General features: G+C 37.5%; 15 protein-coding genes. 13 read left to right on the forward strand and 2 right to left on the reverse strand.

Translation table 11 applies throughout. The annotated features are described in order from the left end of the window. The 7 genes from MKY09_RS07605 to MKY09_RS07635 all read left to right on the forward strand — a co-directional run bounded on the left by MKY09_RS07605 (window position 1) and on the right by MKY09_RS07635 (window position 5,804). Complete coding sequence (locus tag MKY09_RS07605; RefSeq protein WP_169357997.1) at window positions 1–849, forward strand: phosphotransferase; 849 nt, start codon at window positions 1–3, stop codon at window positions 847–849. A gap of 91 nt (window positions 850–940) precedes the next feature. Then, window positions 941–1,561 carry a Holliday junction branch migration protein RuvA gene (ruvA, locus tag MKY09_RS07610; RefSeq protein WP_340883172.1) on the forward strand — a complete coding sequence of 207 codons (621 nt, stop codon included), beginning with the start codon at window positions 941–943 and terminating at the stop codon, window positions 1,559–1,561. 17 nt (window positions 1,562–1,578) lie between these two features. After that, the gene (gene ruvB, locus MKY09_RS07615; protein WP_298470340.1) at window positions 1,579–2,589 is read left to right on the forward strand and encodes a Holliday junction branch migration DNA helicase RuvB; all 1,011 of its coding nucleotides are present in this window, start codon (window positions 1,579–1,581) and stop codon (window positions 2,587–2,589) included. 18 nt (window positions 2,590–2,607) lie between these two features. Further along, window positions 2,608–3,648, forward strand: coding sequence for a tRNA preQ1(34) S-adenosylmethionine ribosyltransferase-isomerase QueA (gene queA, locus MKY09_RS07620; protein ID WP_340883173.1), 1,041 nt, complete (start codon window positions 2,608–2,610; stop codon window positions 3,646–3,648). Next, a complete protein-coding gene (gene tgt / locus MKY09_RS07625) occupies window positions 3,649–4,788 on the forward strand; it encodes a tRNA guanosine(34) transglycosylase Tgt (protein ID WP_340883174.1) in 1,140 nt (379 codons plus the stop codon). It abuts the gene before it with no gap. A gap of 42 nt (window positions 4,789–4,830) precedes the next feature. Further along, window positions 4,831–5,097 (forward strand): preprotein translocase subunit YajC, encoded by a 267-nt coding sequence (yajC, locus tag MKY09_RS07630; RefSeq protein ID WP_169358002.1) that lies wholly within the window; start codon window positions 4,831–4,833, stop codon window positions 5,095–5,097. A gap of 68 nt (window positions 5,098–5,165) precedes the next feature. Next, window positions 5,166–5,804 (forward strand): DUF421 domain-containing protein, encoded by a 639-nt coding sequence (locus tag MKY09_RS07635; protein WP_340883175.1) that lies wholly within the window; start codon window positions 5,166–5,168, stop codon window positions 5,802–5,804. Between the two features lie 63 nt (window positions 5,805–5,867). Here the strand turns inward: MKY09_RS07635 and MKY09_RS07640 are convergent, their stop codons facing one another. Next, window positions 5,868–7,448: an oligosaccharide flippase family protein gene (locus MKY09_RS07640; RefSeq protein ID WP_340883176.1), complete on the reverse strand. Its 1,581-nt coding sequence runs from the start codon at window positions 7,446–7,448 to the stop codon at window positions 5,868–5,870. A 38-nt stretch (window positions 7,449–7,486) separates the two neighbouring features. Here MKY09_RS07640 and MKY09_RS07645 point away from each other — a divergent pair, with 38 nt between their 5' ends. From MKY09_RS07645 to dtd, 6 genes are all read left to right on the forward strand, one after another. After that, window positions 7,487–7,801: a post-transcriptional regulator gene (locus MKY09_RS07645; protein ID WP_169358004.1), complete on the forward strand. Its 315-nt coding sequence runs from the start codon at window positions 7,487–7,489 to the stop codon at window positions 7,799–7,801. A 157-nt stretch (window positions 7,802–7,958) separates the two neighbouring features. After that, a complete protein-coding gene (gene secDF, locus MKY09_RS07650) occupies window positions 7,959–10,229 on the forward strand; it encodes a protein translocase subunit SecDF (protein WP_340883177.1) in 2,271 nt (756 codons plus the stop codon). A gap of 115 nt (window positions 10,230–10,344) precedes the next feature. Then, window positions 10,345–12,699, forward strand: a complete 2,355-nt coding sequence (gene recJ, locus MKY09_RS07655) for a single-stranded-DNA-specific exonuclease RecJ (RefSeq protein WP_340883178.1) — start codon at window positions 10,345–10,347, stop codon at window positions 12,697–12,699. Next, window positions 12,690–13,202: an adenine phosphoribosyltransferase gene (locus MKY09_RS07660; protein WP_340883179.1), complete on the forward strand. Its 513-nt coding sequence runs from the start codon at window positions 12,690–12,692 to the stop codon at window positions 13,200–13,202. The genes recJ and MKY09_RS07660 overlap by 10 nt, the downstream gene beginning before the upstream one ends. 150 nt (window positions 13,203–13,352) lie before the next feature. Further along, window positions 13,353–15,545, forward strand: coding sequence for a bifunctional (p)ppGpp synthetase/guanosine-3',5'-bis(diphosphate) 3'-pyrophosphohydrolase (locus MKY09_RS07665; RefSeq protein ID WP_169358008.1), 2,193 nt, complete (start codon window positions 13,353–13,355; stop codon window positions 15,543–15,545). Between the two features lie 42 nt (window positions 15,546–15,587). Then, the gene (dtd, locus tag MKY09_RS07670) at window positions 15,588–16,025 is read left to right on the forward strand and encodes a D-aminoacyl-tRNA deacylase (RefSeq protein ID WP_340883180.1); all 438 of its coding nucleotides are present in this window, start codon (window positions 15,588–15,590) and stop codon (window positions 16,023–16,025) included. A 125-nt stretch (window positions 16,026–16,150) separates the two neighbouring features. Here the strand turns inward: dtd and MKY09_RS07675 are convergent, their stop codons facing one another. Next, entirely contained in the window at window positions 16,151–17,710 is a 1,560-nt protein-coding gene (locus tag MKY09_RS07675; protein WP_342559650.1) for an SH3 domain-containing protein, read from the reverse strand. Between the last annotated feature and the right edge of the window lie 60 nt (window positions 17,711–17,770).

Here is a 17,770-nt window from a genome sequence, read left to right on the forward strand (position 1 = left end):
GTGGATACTTATATAAAGCAAATCAAAAAGAATGTGTGGAAGTGGAAAAAGGAAGACGGTATTTTTTCAGTTAAGAAATATGCTTCCCAGGAACAGGCTGCAAAGATAGGCTATATTCATGATGAACTGTCTGCACTAAAAAAACCATTTGTCCTACCAATTATCCCGACTACCCAAAAAGGGTATATCATTCAGCCGTGGTTCGAAAATAGTCGTGCAGTAAGCTACAAAGATAAAAAAGATCGATTAGCGACGTACACGTTACTGAAAAGAATGCATGGAACGAGAAGGAAAATAGAATGGGAAAAGAGCCCGTTTCTTTATCCGTTTAACCTTATCTCTAAATGGCAAGCTAGGTACTTCAAGGTATCAGAGATTGTGCCATTTATAGAATCGTATATTGGGTATAACCAGACTAAATTGCTTTTACATTATGGGGAGATTGCTCTTAGTGAAATTCGACCATTTAGTTTGAAGAATTTAACCCTTTTACACGGTGATGTCGTTCATCATAATTTTCTAGTAAGAGATGATACGTATAAGATGATTGATTTTGATTTAGCGGTGCTAGGTCCAAAGGAAATGGAGTTTATCCTATGGATTCATCGAGTACTACCTGAAATGGACTACAATATTGAGTTATTTTTAAATGAGTTTCCAGAACTAGAAAAAATAATGTCCAAATACAAAGAAGCAATCATGTATCCGAATGAATTGTATAGAGAATGGTTATATGCATTTGCCTTACCAGAAGAACGTAAACAGAAGTTTATAAATCAGCTTATTCCGTATACGAACAAAGCTTTAACAAATTGGCCTATTTTATGCTATAATTTAAGTCAGCTATAATAGTTTACATGTAGTGGTCGCTCAAAGAACATGGGCGGCCCTCTTTGTTTGATATGTTATAATGATTAGAAGGATTGGTGGGAAATAAAGTATGTATGATTACATAAAAGGGCAGGTCACTCGAGTGACACCTGAATACGTTGTGTTAGAACAACAGGGAATTGGCTATCAATTGTTTACGCCTAATCCGTTCGCCTTTCAAAGAAGTGAGGAAGAAACGCAAGTCTTTACTTATCTACATGTAAGAGAGGATGCCCAACAATTAATGGGCTTTCCTAACCTGGCACAAAGAGAGCTATTTCGAAAATTGATCCTTGTATCTGGAATTGGACCTAAAGGTGCACTAGCCATACTAGCAAGTGGTGAGCCGACACATGTGATACAAGCGATTGAAAGAGAAGATGAATCGTTCTTGGTCAAGTTTCCCGGAGTAGGTAAAAAAACTGCAAGACAAATGATTCTAGATTTAAAAGGTAAATTAAATGACCTAATAGATATCGAACAGCTAGAATTTGAGGACGATGAGCCAAGCCTATTCACTGAGCATGATACTGTTCATGAAATGGAAGAGGCTATGCTCGCACTAACAGCTCTAGGATATTCAGAAAAAGAATTATCCAAAATCCGTCCTAAGCTTAAGGCAAATAATGAATTGACTACAACTGACGAATTCATGAAAAAATCATTGCAGCTACTATTCTCTGGTAAGTAAGAAAGGAGGAGTTTTGTTTGTCAGAACGTGTTATTTCCAGTGAAATTTCTTCCTATGATGAACCTTTTGAGCAATCCCTCCGTCCTCAGTTATTAACTCAGTATATTGGGCAAGATAAAATAAAGCATAATTTGGCTATATTTATTGAAGCTGCAAAAATGAGAAATGAGAGCTTGGATCATTGCTTACTTTATGGTCCACCGGGTCTTGGTAAAACCACACTTGCTGCTGTCATAGCTAACGAAATGAATGTTCAAATGAGGATGACAAGTGGTCCCGCAATTGAGCGTCCAGGTGATTTGGCAGCAATCGTTAGCTCTTTGGAGCCTGGCGATGTATTATTCATTGATGAAATCCATCGTTTAAACCGCTCGATTGAAGAGGTTCTTTATCCAGCTATGGAAGATTTCTGCTTAGATATTGTAGTAGGAAAAGGTCCCTCGGCAAGAAGTGTACGACTTGATCTTCCTCCCTTCACGTTAGTTGGAGCAACAACAAGAGCAGGCGCACTATCTGCCCCTTTACGAGATCGCTTTGGAGTACTGCTTCGTTTGGATTACTATGATGAAGAAGCCCTTACGTCAATTGTATTAAGAAGCGCAGAGCTATTCAATGCAGCAATAGATCATGAATCAGCTGGTGAAATTGCCCGTCGCTCTAGAGGCACCCCCCGTATTGCCAATCGTTTGTTAAAAAGGGTTAGGGATTATGCTCAAGTGAGAGGTAATGGTAACATTACGATAACTATTGCCAAAGAAGCGTTGGAACTATTACAGGTTGACCCTAGAGGGTTGGATCATATTGACCATAAACTGATTAATGCAATGATTGAGCGTTTTAGAGGTGGCCCCGTAGGGTTAGATACTATTGCAGCGAGTATTGGAGAAGAATCTACAACTATTGAGGATGTCTACGAGCCCTATTTAATGCAAATAGGCTTTATACAACGATCTCCTCGTGGAAGAATTGTAACTCCACTTGCTTATGAACATTTAGGAAAACCATTGCCAATCGATGGAAACAATTAATAAAGGATGTCCTTATAAATGAGAGTAGAAGATTTTGATTTTAATTTACCAGAAGAGTTAATCGCACAAGTACCGTTAGCTGATCGGACAAGCAGTAAGCTATTAATTACCGATTATGCGAACCAAAAGCTGACACATACAAATTTTTCGAAAATAATTGATGAATTGCATGAAGGTGACTGCTTGGTACTAAATGACACTAAGGTAATGCCTGCCCGACTAATGGGAACTAAAGAGGATACTGGTGCCAATATTGAGGTGCTTTTGTTAACTCAGTTGGAAGGGGATGAATGGGAAACTCTTGTCAAACCAGCTAAACGAGTGAAAATAGGCACAAAAATAGTGTTTGGTGAAGGATTATTGACAGCAGTATGTACCGGATTAAAAGATCACGGAGGAAGAATATTCCGTTTTGAGTATACTGGAGTATTCTTTGAGGTATTGGACAAGCTCGGCGAGATGCCATTACCACCTTATATTCATGAAAAATTGGAAGATAAGGATCGTTACCAAACGGTTTATGCAAAAGAACAAGGTTCAGCTGCTGCTCCAACGGCAGGCTTACATTTCACAAACGAACTACTAGAGGAGATAAAAGCGAAAGGTATTAAAATCGCATTTGTAACACTTCACGTAGGATTGGGTACATTCAGACCAGTAAGCGTTGATTCCATAGATGACCATGAGATGCATTCGGAATTCTACCGTGTTACACAGGAAACTGCTGAACTGATTAATGGAGTGAAGGAAGCTGGCGGTAAGGTAGTAGCAGTTGGTACCACTTCCACAAGAACATTGGAAACTGTCGCTACAAAATTTGATGGTACATTAAAAGAAGATAGCGGATGGACATCCATTTTCATTTATCCAGGATATGAATTTAAATGTATCGATGGAATGATTACTAACTTCCATTTACCGAAGTCCACACTTGTAATGCTAGTAAGTGCTTTAACATCAAAGGAATTTATATTGTCCGCATACCACGAAGCAATCGAGCAGCGTTATCGCTTCTTTAGCTTTGGAGATGCGATGTTTATAAAAGGAAGGAACTATTAAATGACTGCAATTACGTATGAGTTAATAAAAAAAGATAAACAAACAGGAGCCCGTCTTGGTATTGTACATACACCTCACGGGTCATTCGAGACACCCACCTTTATGCCGGTTGGAACACAAGCAACTGTTAAAACAATGGCTCCAGAAGAAATCAAAGAGATGGACGCAGGAATAATTTTAAGTAATACTTACCATCTGTGGCTTCGACCTGGACATGATATTATTCGTGAAGCTGGCGGATTACACAAATTTATGAATTGGGATCGAGCAATCTTAACAGATTCAGGTGGCTTCCAAGTATTTAGTTTAAGCGATATGCGTAAGATAGAAGAAGAAGGTGTGCATTTCCGCAATCACTTGAATGGGGACAAGCTATTTTTAAGTCCAGAAAAGTCGATGGAGATACAAAATGCACTAGGCTCTGATATTATGATGGCCTTTGATGAATGTCCTCCTTATCCAGCTACTTTCGAATATATGAAAGCATCTGTAGAGCGTACGTCTCGTTGGGCAGAACGATGCTTAACTGCTCATACAAATACTGATAAACAGGGCTTGTTCGGTATCATTCAAGGTGGAGAATATGAAGAGCTTCGTCGCCAGTCAGCGAAGGATTTAATTTCATTAGACTTCCCTGGTTATGCAATTGGTGGTTTATCTGTAGGTGAACCAAAAGACGTTATGAATCGAGTATTAGATTTCACAACTCCTTTAATGCCTGATAACAAGCCTCGTTACTTAATGGGAGTAGGTTCTCCAGACTCATTAATCGATGGCTCTATTCGTGGAGTGGATATGTTTGATTGCGTATTGCCGACACGAATTGCTCGTAACGGAACTTTCTTTACTCACAAAGGTAGATTAGTGATTAAAGGAGCTAAATTTGCTAGAGATTTTGGACCAATCGATGAGAAGTGTGATTGTTATACGTGTAAAAACTATTCTAGAGCATATATTCGTCATCTTTTCAAAGCAGACGAAACCTTTGGACTGCGTTTAGCATCTTACCATAATCTCCATTTCTTGATGAAATTAATGGAAAATGTACGTCAGGCGATAAGAGAAGATCGACTGTTAGATTTTAAAGAAGAGTTTTTTGAAGAGTATGGGTACAACAAACCAAATGCAAAAAACTTCTGATTCTTGTATACTGTATAAAGAGGCAAAGGAGGGGAAATATTAATGGATTTAGTAGGTTTATTGCCAATTATTGCTATGTTCGTCGTTATGTGGTTTTTTATCATTCGACCAGCGCAAAAGAGACAGAAAAGCACTGCCGAAATGCAAAGTAATCTAAAGCGTGGAGATCATATTATTACAGTAGGTGGATTACACGGTAAGGTAGATGCAGTGGATGATCAAACAATTTATGTAGTCGTAGCTGATGGTACTCGTTTACAATTTGAACGTGTTGCAGTTGGACGAGTGGTTACAGATTCTACAATTTAAGTAAAAGAACTTACTCTCTAATGAGTAAGTTTTTTTTTTGTGGGCAATATAAAATTGAGGTGAATTCTATGAATGATACTCTCATAATCATTTTGCGTACAATAGCATTGTATTGGATTATATTAGCTATTTTAAGAATTATGGGAAAAAGAGAAGTCGGCGAGCTAAGTATTTTTGACTTAGTTGTCTTTTTGTTGATTGCAGAAGTGGGTTCAGTTGCAATTGATAATCCGGAAAGTAATTTCTGGCATGCTTTTTTACCAATGGGAATCTTGCTGATTATTCAACTGATTGCCTCGTATACTTCCTTAAAGAGTAAAAAATTTAGAGATATGATGGAGGGCCATCCATCCATTATTATAAAAGATGGTGTGATAGTGGAAAAAGAGATGAGGAAACAGAGATATAATCTAGATGATTTGCTCCAACAGCTTAGAGAACAGCAGATTGGTTCTATTCGTTCAGTTTCCTACGCCTTTTTAGAGCCATCGGGAAACTTATCAGTTTTCAAAAAGAAAGAGGAGCAGTTTATATTTCCTTTAATTATTGATGGAGATATACAAATGGATCATCTTATTCGAATTGGAAAAAGTAAAGAATGGTTATTGGACGAACTGAATAAGAAAATGCTTTATGATTATAAAAAAGTATTCTATTGTTCCTATGAGGAAGAAGAATTATATATTCAACTCAAGACATCTTTTTAATTAAAAAGCCCAAAACCACCCTTTTGAAGGGGATCTTGGACTCTTACTTTTTAACTGTTGGACTTAAAATCTATTTTTAGAGCTTTTAGCTATTTTAAAAATCACACTTAGCTCTTTTCGTCGGATTTGTCCAAATAGTAATAGGCCGATTGTTAAATAAGCTAGAGTAAGTAAACAATCTATTATCAATGATTGGCTACCTATGGACACTAACATTGGTCGAGTAATAATAGTCAAAAGAAATACGACATAAGGTAAAGCGAAGAAAGAGAACCCAATTTGAGCTTCTTTCTTTTGTTTAAGTGAAGCGATATGTAGAAATGAAGTGATCAGAACACCAAATCCTATCGCAACAATTGCACCCTTCTCCTGGATGCCAGCCTGAGATGCTAAGAAAAATAGTAATAGTAGTTTACCTACCCCGCCATAAAGCGAGTTGAGAAATGCGCTATTAGAGCTATTGAGAGCCTGCAAGATAGAGAACAAAGGGCTTTGAATATAGTAAAAGAAAAAAATTGGAGATAGAATTTTCATATAGACTTCTGCGTTTTCAACATGAAACAGTTCATAGACTAGCTCACCACCATGTAAATAGAACAAGGTAGCTGCATAACAGCCCGTTAGCGTAGAAAATTTTAAAGATAAATGGATTCTCTCTTTAAGCAGACTATAGTTCTTTCTAGCATAAGCGTCACTTACAGCAGGTATAAGGACGATAGAGAGTGCAAAGGGTATAAAGGATGGGAAGAGTAGTAACGGTACTAAAACGCCTGAAATTACCCCATATAGCGTTGTAGCAGCAACAGCGCTTATACCCGTAATAGCTAAAGCCTTGATAAAAATGATAGGCTCCAAAAACCATGTGAATGAACCAAAAAGCTTACTGCCAGAAGAAGGTAGGGCTATAGCGAATAAAGGTGGTAGTGGGTAGGCCTTTTTAGACTTTGTATATGTTTGTTGTTTTTTCCACTTTTCATATCTCCATTTGAGATAAAGCAATGATGCTGCCTCTGCAACCAAAGCTAAGAACATGGCGTATGCAGCAGCTTCCTGTGGAGATGAAGATGTTAAAAATAAAGGCAAGGCAAAAGTGATTAGTAAGATACGAACTATTTGTTCAATTAGCTGGGCTATTGCTGTTTCTTCTAATTTAGCAATTCCTTGTAAAAATCCTCTTAAGATTCCACCAGCCGCTGCGATCGGGACAATAGCAATAGATACATAGAGAGTCATCGTGATTGCATCGTTTTTCAAAAGATTACTAGAAATAAGCGGAGTGACAAAAATAAAGATTGGTGTAAAAATAATCATAGATACTACGGTTACAATTACGGAAGTTCGCATAACTGTGAAATAATCAGATATAGCGTTTCTCGTTCGAAGCTCAGCTATAATTTTAGTTATAGCAATCGGTATACCCAATTGGATAAGGGATAAGAAGAAGATAAAGGCTGGATACGCCGTGCTGTAAATACCAACTGCCTCTTCTCCAGTCAACCGAACAAACTGCATGCGGTAAATAAAGCCTAAGAACTTGGACAAAAAAATGGCAAACATTAATACAATGGACCCTCTTAAATACGTTGACAAATTAAACACTTCCTTCTCAAATGCAGGAACTTCGTTTACAATAATAATATGCAAGCCACTTACCACATTATTCTATAAAGAGGTGCAGTATTTTGGAAAACTCATACAATCATATCTTTCTACACGTGCTACCAGCTTTAGAGAGCAAAAAGAGTGAATTTAAAGTTTATCAGTACGAAACAGTAACAGAACAAGATATTTGGAAGTATTGTGTGGAAAAGAAATGGAGGAAGCTAGATGTTCTTTCCTTATCTCTTCATCAGATTGTCAATGACGTTCTTTCTATTACACCAGCAGAGTATATGACTTACGAGCAAATTCAAAACTCTCGAACATCTAATTGGTTTGCAGACATTAACCAAGAGGAATTACAAGTCTTATTAAATCCTCAAAATGAGAAAAAATAAGCAAACAGTCATTTGACAGTAAGGGCATCGTGTTTCATAATAAATGTGTTGCATTTTTTTGGAATTGAAATAGATGGAATATTCTATTTCATAATTGTTTTTAGCAATAGTCTTTCTGACGAAGGAAGTCTGTGGTTATTCTTAGGAGGAAGTACATATGAAAACAAGAGGACGCATAGTTGCGTTTTTACTGCTTCTTGTAATTTTTGCAGGGACAATAAGCCCTACAGTTAGCGGAGTTTTAAATAATATTAAATTAGGGCTAGATTTACAAGGTGGTTTCGAGGTTCTCTATCAGGTTGAGGAACTTCAGGATGGACAAGAGATTACAGATGAGATCGTAGCAGATACGGCTTCAGCTTTAACTAGCCGCATCGACGTGCTTGGTGTAAGTGAGCCTAGTATTCAAATTGAGAATGATCACAGAATCAGGGTACAGCTAGCGGGTGTAGAGGATCAGGAGTCTGCAAGGGAATTGCTATCTACTCAAGCTAATCTAACATTCCGAGATTCTGACGATAATATAATGCTAGATGGTATGGACCTTAAAGAGGGCGGTGCTAAAGCGGCATTCAACCAGCAAGGCCAACCAATCGTTACATTAGAGTTGAAAGAGGCAAGCAAATTTGCAGAAGTAACGGAGCAAATAGCAGCAAGACCAGCTCCAGACAATGTATTAGTAATTTGGTTAGATTTTGAAGAAGGCGTAGATTCCTATGCTGCAGAGGTGTTAAAGGAAGATCCTAAATTTACTTCTAATCCGCGAGTATCTCAACGAATTAGTTCAGATAGTGTGGAAATCTCAGGATCATTTACAGTAGAAGAAACAAAAAATCTTTCTGGTATTTTAAATGCGGGAGCATTACCTGTTAAACTTACCGAAATTTTCTCTACTTCAGTTGGTGCGCAATTCGGTGAGCAAGCATTAGACAGCACTATTCTTGCTAGTATTATAGGTGTTGCGGCTATTTTCATATTTATGATTTTCTATTATCGCTTGCCAGGTCTGGTAGCAGTAATTTCCTTAGTCGTATATATCTTCTTAATCCTAGTCATATTTGATTGGATTAATGGGGTTCTTACTCTCCCAGGTATAGCAGCCATCGTTCTTGGGGTAGGGATGGCAGTCGATGCCAACATCCTAACATATGAACGGATAAGGGAAGAGCTAAGAGTTGGAAAATCGGTGAAAAAATCATTTGAGGCCGGAGCGAAATCTTCATTCTCAGCGATTTTTGATGCGAATGTCACCACCCTTTTAGCAGCAGTTGTATTATTCTATTTTGGTACAAGTTCTGTTAAAGGATTTGCGACACTTTTGATAATTAGTATTTTGGTTGTATTTATAACTGCAGTTTTTGCGTCACGTATTCTTTTAGGACTGCTAGTTCATAGTGGATACTTTGACAATAAACCAGGCTGGTTTGGGATTTCAAAAAAACGTGTTCACTCTCCTGAAGAGGAAGTAGATACGTTAGATTTAACAACGAAGTTTGATCGAGTAGACTTTGTTCATAACCGAAAAATTTATTATACAGCTTCTATTATTTTGACAGTTGCCGGAATTGTCATATTAAGTGTATTTAAGCTAAATCTAGGAATTGATTTCTCTTCTGGTACACGCGTACAGATTGACTCCACTACACCATTGACTCAGGAGATAGTTGCCGAGAAATTGGATGCTATTGGATTGTCTACTGAAGATATCGTCATTTCAGGTGACAATAGCGAAGGAGCAGTTGTCCGTTATAAGGATGAATTCTCTCAAGAAGAGATTAAAAATTTAAAAGCAGATATGAAAGAACAATTTGGAGCGGAACCACAAGTAAGTACAGTTTCACCTACGGTAGGTACGGAACTTGCTGCAAATGCAATGAAAGCATTGTTTTTCGCTGCGTTGGGTATAGTAATTTATGTGGCGTTTCGTTTTGAGTGGCGTATGGGTCTTGCAGCTATAGCTTCCTTACTCCACGATGTTTTCCTAATGGTAGCTATTTTTAGTATTTTACGTTTGGAAGTTGATATTACCTTTATCGCAGCTATATTAACGATAGTAGGTTATTCGATAAATGATACAATTGTAACTTTTGACAGAATTCGAGAAAACCTTCATCGTAGTAAAGCGATTACTACAGAAGAAGAACTTGCAACAATCGTTAATAAGTCTCTTCGCCAAACATTAGGACGTTCAGTCAACACTGTGTTGACAGTGGTTCTTGTAGTAGTAGCCTTATTATTATTTGGTGCTGAAGGTATTAGAAACTTCTCTATTGCACTGTTAATTGGTTTATTAGCAGGAACATATTCATCATTATTTATCGCAGCTCAGTTATGGTATGATCTGAAAGCCAAAGAGCTTCGTAAAACTGGTGGTATTAAAGTGGAAAAAGAAGAGAAAAAATGGGGTTCAGATGAGCCTGTAGTATAATGAAACAAAATAAGGGAGCAGGGTATTTTATACTCTGCCCCTTTTTTCTTTGCAGTAATATATTCATCCTTTCTTGTTTTATACGTTATAATAACTATTAAGGAAGTGAAGAAAAATGATCCAATCACAAAAAAGATGGAGAATATCTAGACCCAATGACGAATTAGTAAATTCTTTTGAAAAAGAGCTGACCATACCTCGCGTCTGTGCAAAAGTACTAGTTTCCAGAGGTTTTAATAGTGTAGAAGATGCTAAAAACTTTTTATATATAACGGAAGAACATATACATGACCCATTTCTCTTTGAAGGAATGGAGAAATTGGTAGCAAGAGTACATCAAGCAATAGACGCTGATGAAAAAATAATGATTTATGGCGATTACGATGCTGATGGAATAACAAGTACTACTGTCATGATAAAAACATTGGAGGCCCTTGGTGCCGATGTTATTTTTAAGATTCCAAACAGGTTTATAGACGGTTACGGACCAAGTGAGCGTTTATTCCAACAAGCTTATGATGAGGGTGTAAAACTTATCATTACAGTCGACAATGGGATATCAGGGATCCAGCAGATTCAGTTTGCAAAAGATTTAGGGATGGATGTCATTGTTACGGATCACCATGAACCAGGAGATGTGCTTCCAGCGGCAGATGTTATCATACATCCTGGTTTAAAAGATACAAGATATCCTTTTTCTCATTTAGCAGGCGTAGGAGTAGCTTTTAAAGTGGCTCATGCATTACTTGGTGAAATACCTAAAGACTTGTTTTATTTAGTAGCTATCGGTACAATTGCTGACCTTGTATCGGTTAAGGGAGAAAATCGATACTTCGTACAAGAAGGTATTAAGCAAATGAGAAAAACTACCAACATAGCGATAGAAGCTTTAGCAAATGTGAGTGGCGTAGAAATAAACACGATCAATGAAGAAACAATAGGTTTTATGTTCGGACCACGTATTAATGCTGTAGGTCGCCTTGGTGAAGCAGCCCCAGGGGTTGAGTTATTCATAACTGAAGATTCGAATCGAGCACTTGCACTTGCCAATATGCTGAATGATAAAAATAAGGAAAGACAAGCCATTGTTAAGCAAATCACAGATGAAGCGGTGGAACTCCTAGAGCAAAACCATACTATCGAGGGTCCAAGTGTCATCGTAGTTGGTAAGGAAGGGTGGAACCCTGGTGTTTTAGGAATAGTCGCTTCGAAATTAGTAGAGAAATATTATCGTCCTACAATTGTTCTTGGATTTGATCCGGATAAGCAAATTGCTAAAGGCTCTGCACGCAGTATCGAAGGCTTCCATATGTACAATGAACTAGCTAAGAATAGCGATATTGTTTCTCATTTTGGTGGTCACCCGATGGCGGCAGGTATGACGTTTCCACTTGAACATGTAGATGAGTTTAGAGAGAGGCTCAATGAGCAGGCAAGAGAATGCTTAACAGAGGAACAGTTAATACCTGTAGTATCCATAGACGTACCATTAGAAATGGATGAAATCTCTACCGAGTCCATAGAGTCTATTCAACGTCTTTCTCCATTTGGAATGGGGTTTGCTAAGCCAGTGTATTGTATAGAAAATATACAAGTAAATTCGGTAAAAAAGATTGGGTCTGCTCAAAATCATGTCAAAATGGAGCTAATGCAGGGAGCAGTCTTGTTAGATGCGGTTGGTTTTGGAAAAGGAGAGCTAGCTGATGAGATAGCACCAGCTACGAAGTTATCTTTTATAGGGGACTTGCAAATTAACGAGTGGAATGGTCGTAAGAAACCTCAGCTTATGATTCAGGATGCTAGAACAAATGAATGGCAGTTGTTTGATATACGTGGTGTGAGACAAGTAAATAGATGGTTACCAACCATTCCCGTTTCTCAGACTGTTTTTGTTTGTTTTAACAAAGAATCTATTTCCCATTTTGAATCCGTTGTTTCTGAAAATATATGGTCATGGGATAGCTTGATAAAAGAAAAAGTCAAAGCAAACTGTTTATGTCTCTTAGACTTGCCTGAAGATGAAGAGCAATTGATGAATTTATTACAATACCACGATTGGAAAAGAATCTATGCTCACTTTTTTGCATCGGAGTCGACTTACTTTGAGGGCTTACCTACGCGAGAACAGTTTAAATGGTACTATTCTTTCATCGCAAAAAGAAAAACATTTGCCTTAAAACAGCATATACAACAGCTATCTAAGCATACTGGATGGAGCCAAAATACAATTAATTTTATGTCAAAGGTGTTTTTTGAATTGAATTTTGTTAGAATAGAGGGTGGCACATTGGTGTTGAATGAAAATCTACCTAAAAGAGATTTATCGGAAGCACCAATCTATCAACAGCGTACAAAGCAAATTGATTTAGAGCAGAAGCTATTGTACGCACCATATAAAGAGCTGAAACAATGGTTTGAAGAGCGAAGAGCAGTACAAACCGTTCCTGAGGAGGAGCAAAAATGGATTTAAAGAAATATGTTACAATTGTAGAGGACTGGCCTAAACCAGGTATTCGTTTCAAGGATATTACAACAATTATGGATAATGGGGAAGCATATAAATATGCAACTGACCAAATTGTGGAATATGCCAAAGAAGTGGGTGTAGATATAATCGTTGGACCGGAAGCACGTGGATTTATCATTGGATGTCCAGTTGCTTATGCTTTAGGCATAGGTTTTGCACCAGTTCGCAAGGAAGGCAAGCTTCCTCGGGAAGTAATTCGTGCTGAGTACGGATTAGAATACGGGAAAGATGTTTTGACAATGCATAAAGATGCTGTAAAACCAGGGCAACGTGTACTAATTGTAGATGACTTGTTAGCTACAGGTGGTACAATTGAGGCTACTATCAAATTAGTAGAAGAACTTGGTGGTGTAGTAGTAGGTTGTGCATTCTTAATCGAATTGTCTTATTTAGATGGACGTGACAAGCTTAAGGACTATAACATCCGCACGTTGATGCAATACTAATATTCTTCTTTCTTTATTGACACAAATTGTGCATAATAAGAAAGTAATTGACTATACAAGATAAGGGTGGACTTTACAAGTCCCTCTTTTTTTTTATAAAATATAGCTTATATACTATTTTTGAAAAATAACGAAATCAGGTGAGTTAACATGGCAAAAGATCAGGTGAAGACAGCAGAAGATGTTTTTGAAACAGTTTCCACTTATATGAATAAAGAACATGTTGACTTCGTTAAGAAAGCATACGAATTGGCAGAGCATGCTCATAGAGAACAATTCCGTAATTCTGGGGAGCCATATATTCTACATCCCATACAAGTAGCAGGAATTCTTGCTGATCTTCAAATGGATCCCGAGACTGTTGCCGCTGGTTTTCTACATGATGTTGTAGAAGACACTGAATATACACGAGAAGATATTGTTCGTGAATTTAACGAAGAGGTTGCCCTGTTAGTAGAAGGGGTAACGAAATTAGGTAAAATTAAATATATGTCTAAAGAAGAACAGCAGGCTGAAAATCATCGGAAGATGTTTATAGCAATGGCACAGGATATTCGAATTATCTTGATTAAGCTTGCTGACCGTTTACATAATATGCGTACATTAAAGCATTTACCTGAGGAAAAACAACGACGTATATCTAACGAAACATTAGAGATTTTTGCACCTCTTGCCCACAGACTAGGGATTTCAGCAGTGAAATGGGAGCTAGAGGATACAGCATTGCGTTATTTAAATCCGCAGCAATATTATCGAATTGTTAATTTTATGAAGAAGAAGCGTACTGAGCGAGAGCTTTATTTAACGGATGTTATGGATGATATAAGAAATCAGCTAGATGAAATGGAAGTAGGAGCGGATATATCTGGGAGACCGAAGCATATTTACAGTATATATCGCAAAATGGTCGTTCAAAACAAGCAGTTCAATGAAATCTATGACTTATTAGCAATGCGAATCATTGTAAATAGTATTAAGGATTGCTACGCCGTTTTAGGGGTTATTCATACACTTTGGAAGCCAATGCCCGGACGATTTAAAGACTATATCGCTATGCCTAAGCAAAATATGTACCAATCCCTCCATACTACGGTAATCGGACCTAACGGAGAACCTTTAGAGGTTCAGATTCGTACTGAGGAAATGCATAATATTGCTGAATATGGGGTTGCAGCGCATTGGGCTTACAAAGAGGGCAAAAAGGTAGAGGCAGGCAAGCAAAACGTTGATTCCAAGCTTACTTGGTTTAGAGAAATCTTAGAATTTCAGCAGGAATCATCAAATGCTGAAGAATTTATGGAATCCCTCAAATTCGATTTGTTTTCTGATATGGTGTACGTATTCACTCCAAAGGGCGATGTAATTGAGCTTCCCGCTAGCTCTGTTCCAATAGATTTTGCGTATCGAGTCCACTCGGAGGTCGGTAACAAAACGATTGGTGCTAAAGTGAACGGAAAAATGGTACCGCTGGATACCAAGCTACAAACTGGAGATATTATTGAAGTTCTGACGTCTAAACAATCTTTTGGACCGAGTAGGGACTGGATAAAAATTGCTCAATCATCGCAGGCAAAAAATAAAATTAAGCAATTCTTTAAAAAACAGCTCAGAGAAGAAAATGTTATAAAAGGTAAAGAAGCTGTTGAAAAAGAAATAAAAGCTCAAGAGTTTGATATAAAGGAAGTTCTTACTTCTGAGAACATTAAAAGAGTATGCGAAAAATACGCTTTTGCCGGGGAAGAAGACTTATATGCAGCTGTCGGCTTTAGTGGAATAACTGCTCAACAGGTAGTAAACCGTTTAGCGGAAAAAATGCGCAAAATTCGTGACCAAGAAGAGGCGCTTGAAAAGATTAATACAGAAATGCAAACGCCTACGATTAAGAAAACAACAGAATCTGGCGTTGTAGTAAAAGGTATCGATAATCTGCTTATTCGTCTTTCCCGCTGCTGTAGTCCAGTGCCAGGAGATGCGATTGTTGGATTTATCACGAAAGGTAGAGGAGTTTCTGTTCATCGAGCGGACTGTCCGAATGTTCAAAATGACGATGCCCATTCTCGTATCATTGAAGTTGAGTGGGAGCAATCAGATAGCCCGTCGAAAAAGGAATATCAAGTAGATATCGAAGTATCTGCTTTTGATCGGACAGGCTTGCTAAACGAAGTACTCCAAGTAGTAAACGAATCTAAAACCAATATAGTTGCAGTTAGTGGCAAATCAGATAATGATATAGCTTCCATCCATCTGTCTATTTTAATCTCTAATATTGCACATCTGCACAAAGTTGTGGATCGAATTAAACAGCTATCAGATGTCTATTCTGTTCAGCGTATTATTAACTAATACAAACTATAAACTGAATTTAGTTAAAGGGAGTAAATTTAGATGAAAGTAGTTCTACAAAGATGTAAAAATGCAAAAGTAACAGTAGATGGCGAAATTACTGGTCAGATAGATCGTGGATATATGTTATTAGTAGGAATTACAACTACAGATACTGAAAAAGAAGTCGATTATTTAGTAGAGAAAATAGCGGGTCTACGGTTATTTGAGGATGAAGATGGTAAGATGAACCATTCCATTCAAGAAATGAATGGTTCCATTCTTTCTGTCTCTCAATTTACACTTTATGCAGATACTAAAAGAGGAAGACGTCCTAGTTTTATAGAGGCCGCTAGACCAGAACAAGCTAAGCCACTTTGGGAGCTGTTCAATAGCAAGTTACAGGCAAAGGAAATCCAAGTGGAAACAGGGGTTTTTGGAGCCATGATGGATGTCACTTTCACTAATGATGGCCCAGTAACTATCGTGCTTGAGGCTTAGTCTTAAAAACGAGACTGAAATAAATCCTACTTTATATTAAAAGTCCTGAAAATTTTACGAACAGTAAAATTTTCAGGACTTATTTTGTTTACTTCATGAATGTTAAAAGACAATTAGCTTTTTAATTATTTCAATTGACTATCAAAGTAGTCGATAATACCATTATATATTCCATGAGTTGCTTGTTCCCTAAATGCTCGTGTAGTCACATGCTGTTCTTCTGTTGGATTGCTCAAATATCCTAATTCTATGAGAATAGCAGGCTGCTTATTTTCTCGAAGTACTAAATAGTTACCTGGTTGAACACCACGATTTTTTAAGGAAATCATGTCACCGAGTCCTTTATGAACGTAGTTAGCAAGCTCTTTTTGATGGCTATTCATGTAGTACGTTGTATAGCCTCGTACGGAACTATTATTAATGGCATCGTAATGGAGACTTATGAAAGCATCGGCATTCACTTGATGCGCTATAGAAACTCTTTTACGTAAGTCTACATATTCATCCGATTGTCTGGTCATCCTAACATTAGCACCTGCAGCTTGCAGTTTAGAGGAGAGCAATTCAGCTGTTTTAAGCGTTATATCTTTTTCATCGGTCCCTAAAGCACCGGTTGTCCCACGATCATTTCCACCATGGCCGGCATCAATTACAATTGTTGCTCCTTTTAATGTCCCTTTTTTTCTTGTAACTTTTTCTTTCTTTTGCTCTTTCTCTGTTTCTTTTGAAGTTTCCGGAGTATTTGTTTCTTCTGAGGAGGATACTACCCAGTTAGCGATATACCCATTTTTTCCGTTTCCTAAATCGATTTTAAACCAGTCATTAATTGTCTCAATGACTTTAAATGATTCACCGGCCGCAGCTCTTTTCACTACTTCGCTGTTAGTATTACTCTCAGCGCGGATATTTGTTCCACTATATAGCACAGTAATGGACTCTGATGAAGTGGTCTTTGAACTAGATCCTACTGCATTTGTAAAACTACCATAAAAGCTGTAAAGCCATCCCTTTTTTCCTGTTTCAAGTTCTACTTGAACCCATTGGTGGTCCGTAGCAAGTACGTTAAATTGGTCTCCTTTGTTAACTTGACCTATTTTTTTTGAAGATAAGTCAGGTTTAGCACGTACATTTAAAGCATCCACAGAAATAACAAACTTTCTTTCTTTTATCGATGATGCCGGTGATGGGGTTTTTGTTGCCGTATGTTCAACTATAGTCACATATGTATTATTTACCCATCCCTTTTGTCCATTGTAATCAATTTCAACCCATTCATCTTCTGATTGATGTGCAACATACTTTTCTCCTTCATTTAATTTACCGATAACGGCTGAAGAAACTGAAGGAGCTGTACGAACGTTTAAATTATTTACTTTGGAGACAATTTGCTTATTGTCTAATCCTTCCGTTTCAATAGTTGCATACCAGCTAGCAACCCAACCAGTAGTATTTTTGTATTTAACTTTTAACCAATCATTTTCTTTTCCAACTACTGTGAGTTTATCATTTTTATGTACTGAACCAATTGTGTCATATGTTAATCCCGGACCACTACGCACCTTTAAAGATGATACACTTACTACAGCCTCTTGTTCTTGAGCTTGAACCTGTATATTAACAAAAGGTATGAAGAGCGAAAATACTAGTAATAATGTTACCAATTTGTGGACTATTTTGTTATTCATTGGATCACCTCTCTCTTTATTGTAAATAGTCTAACAAAAAATTACTACCATTTATTTAAA

This window comes from Psychrobacillus sp. FSL K6-4046, assembly GCF_038624605.1.
Lineage (GTDB): Bacteria > Bacillota > Bacilli > Bacillales_A > Planococcaceae > Psychrobacillus.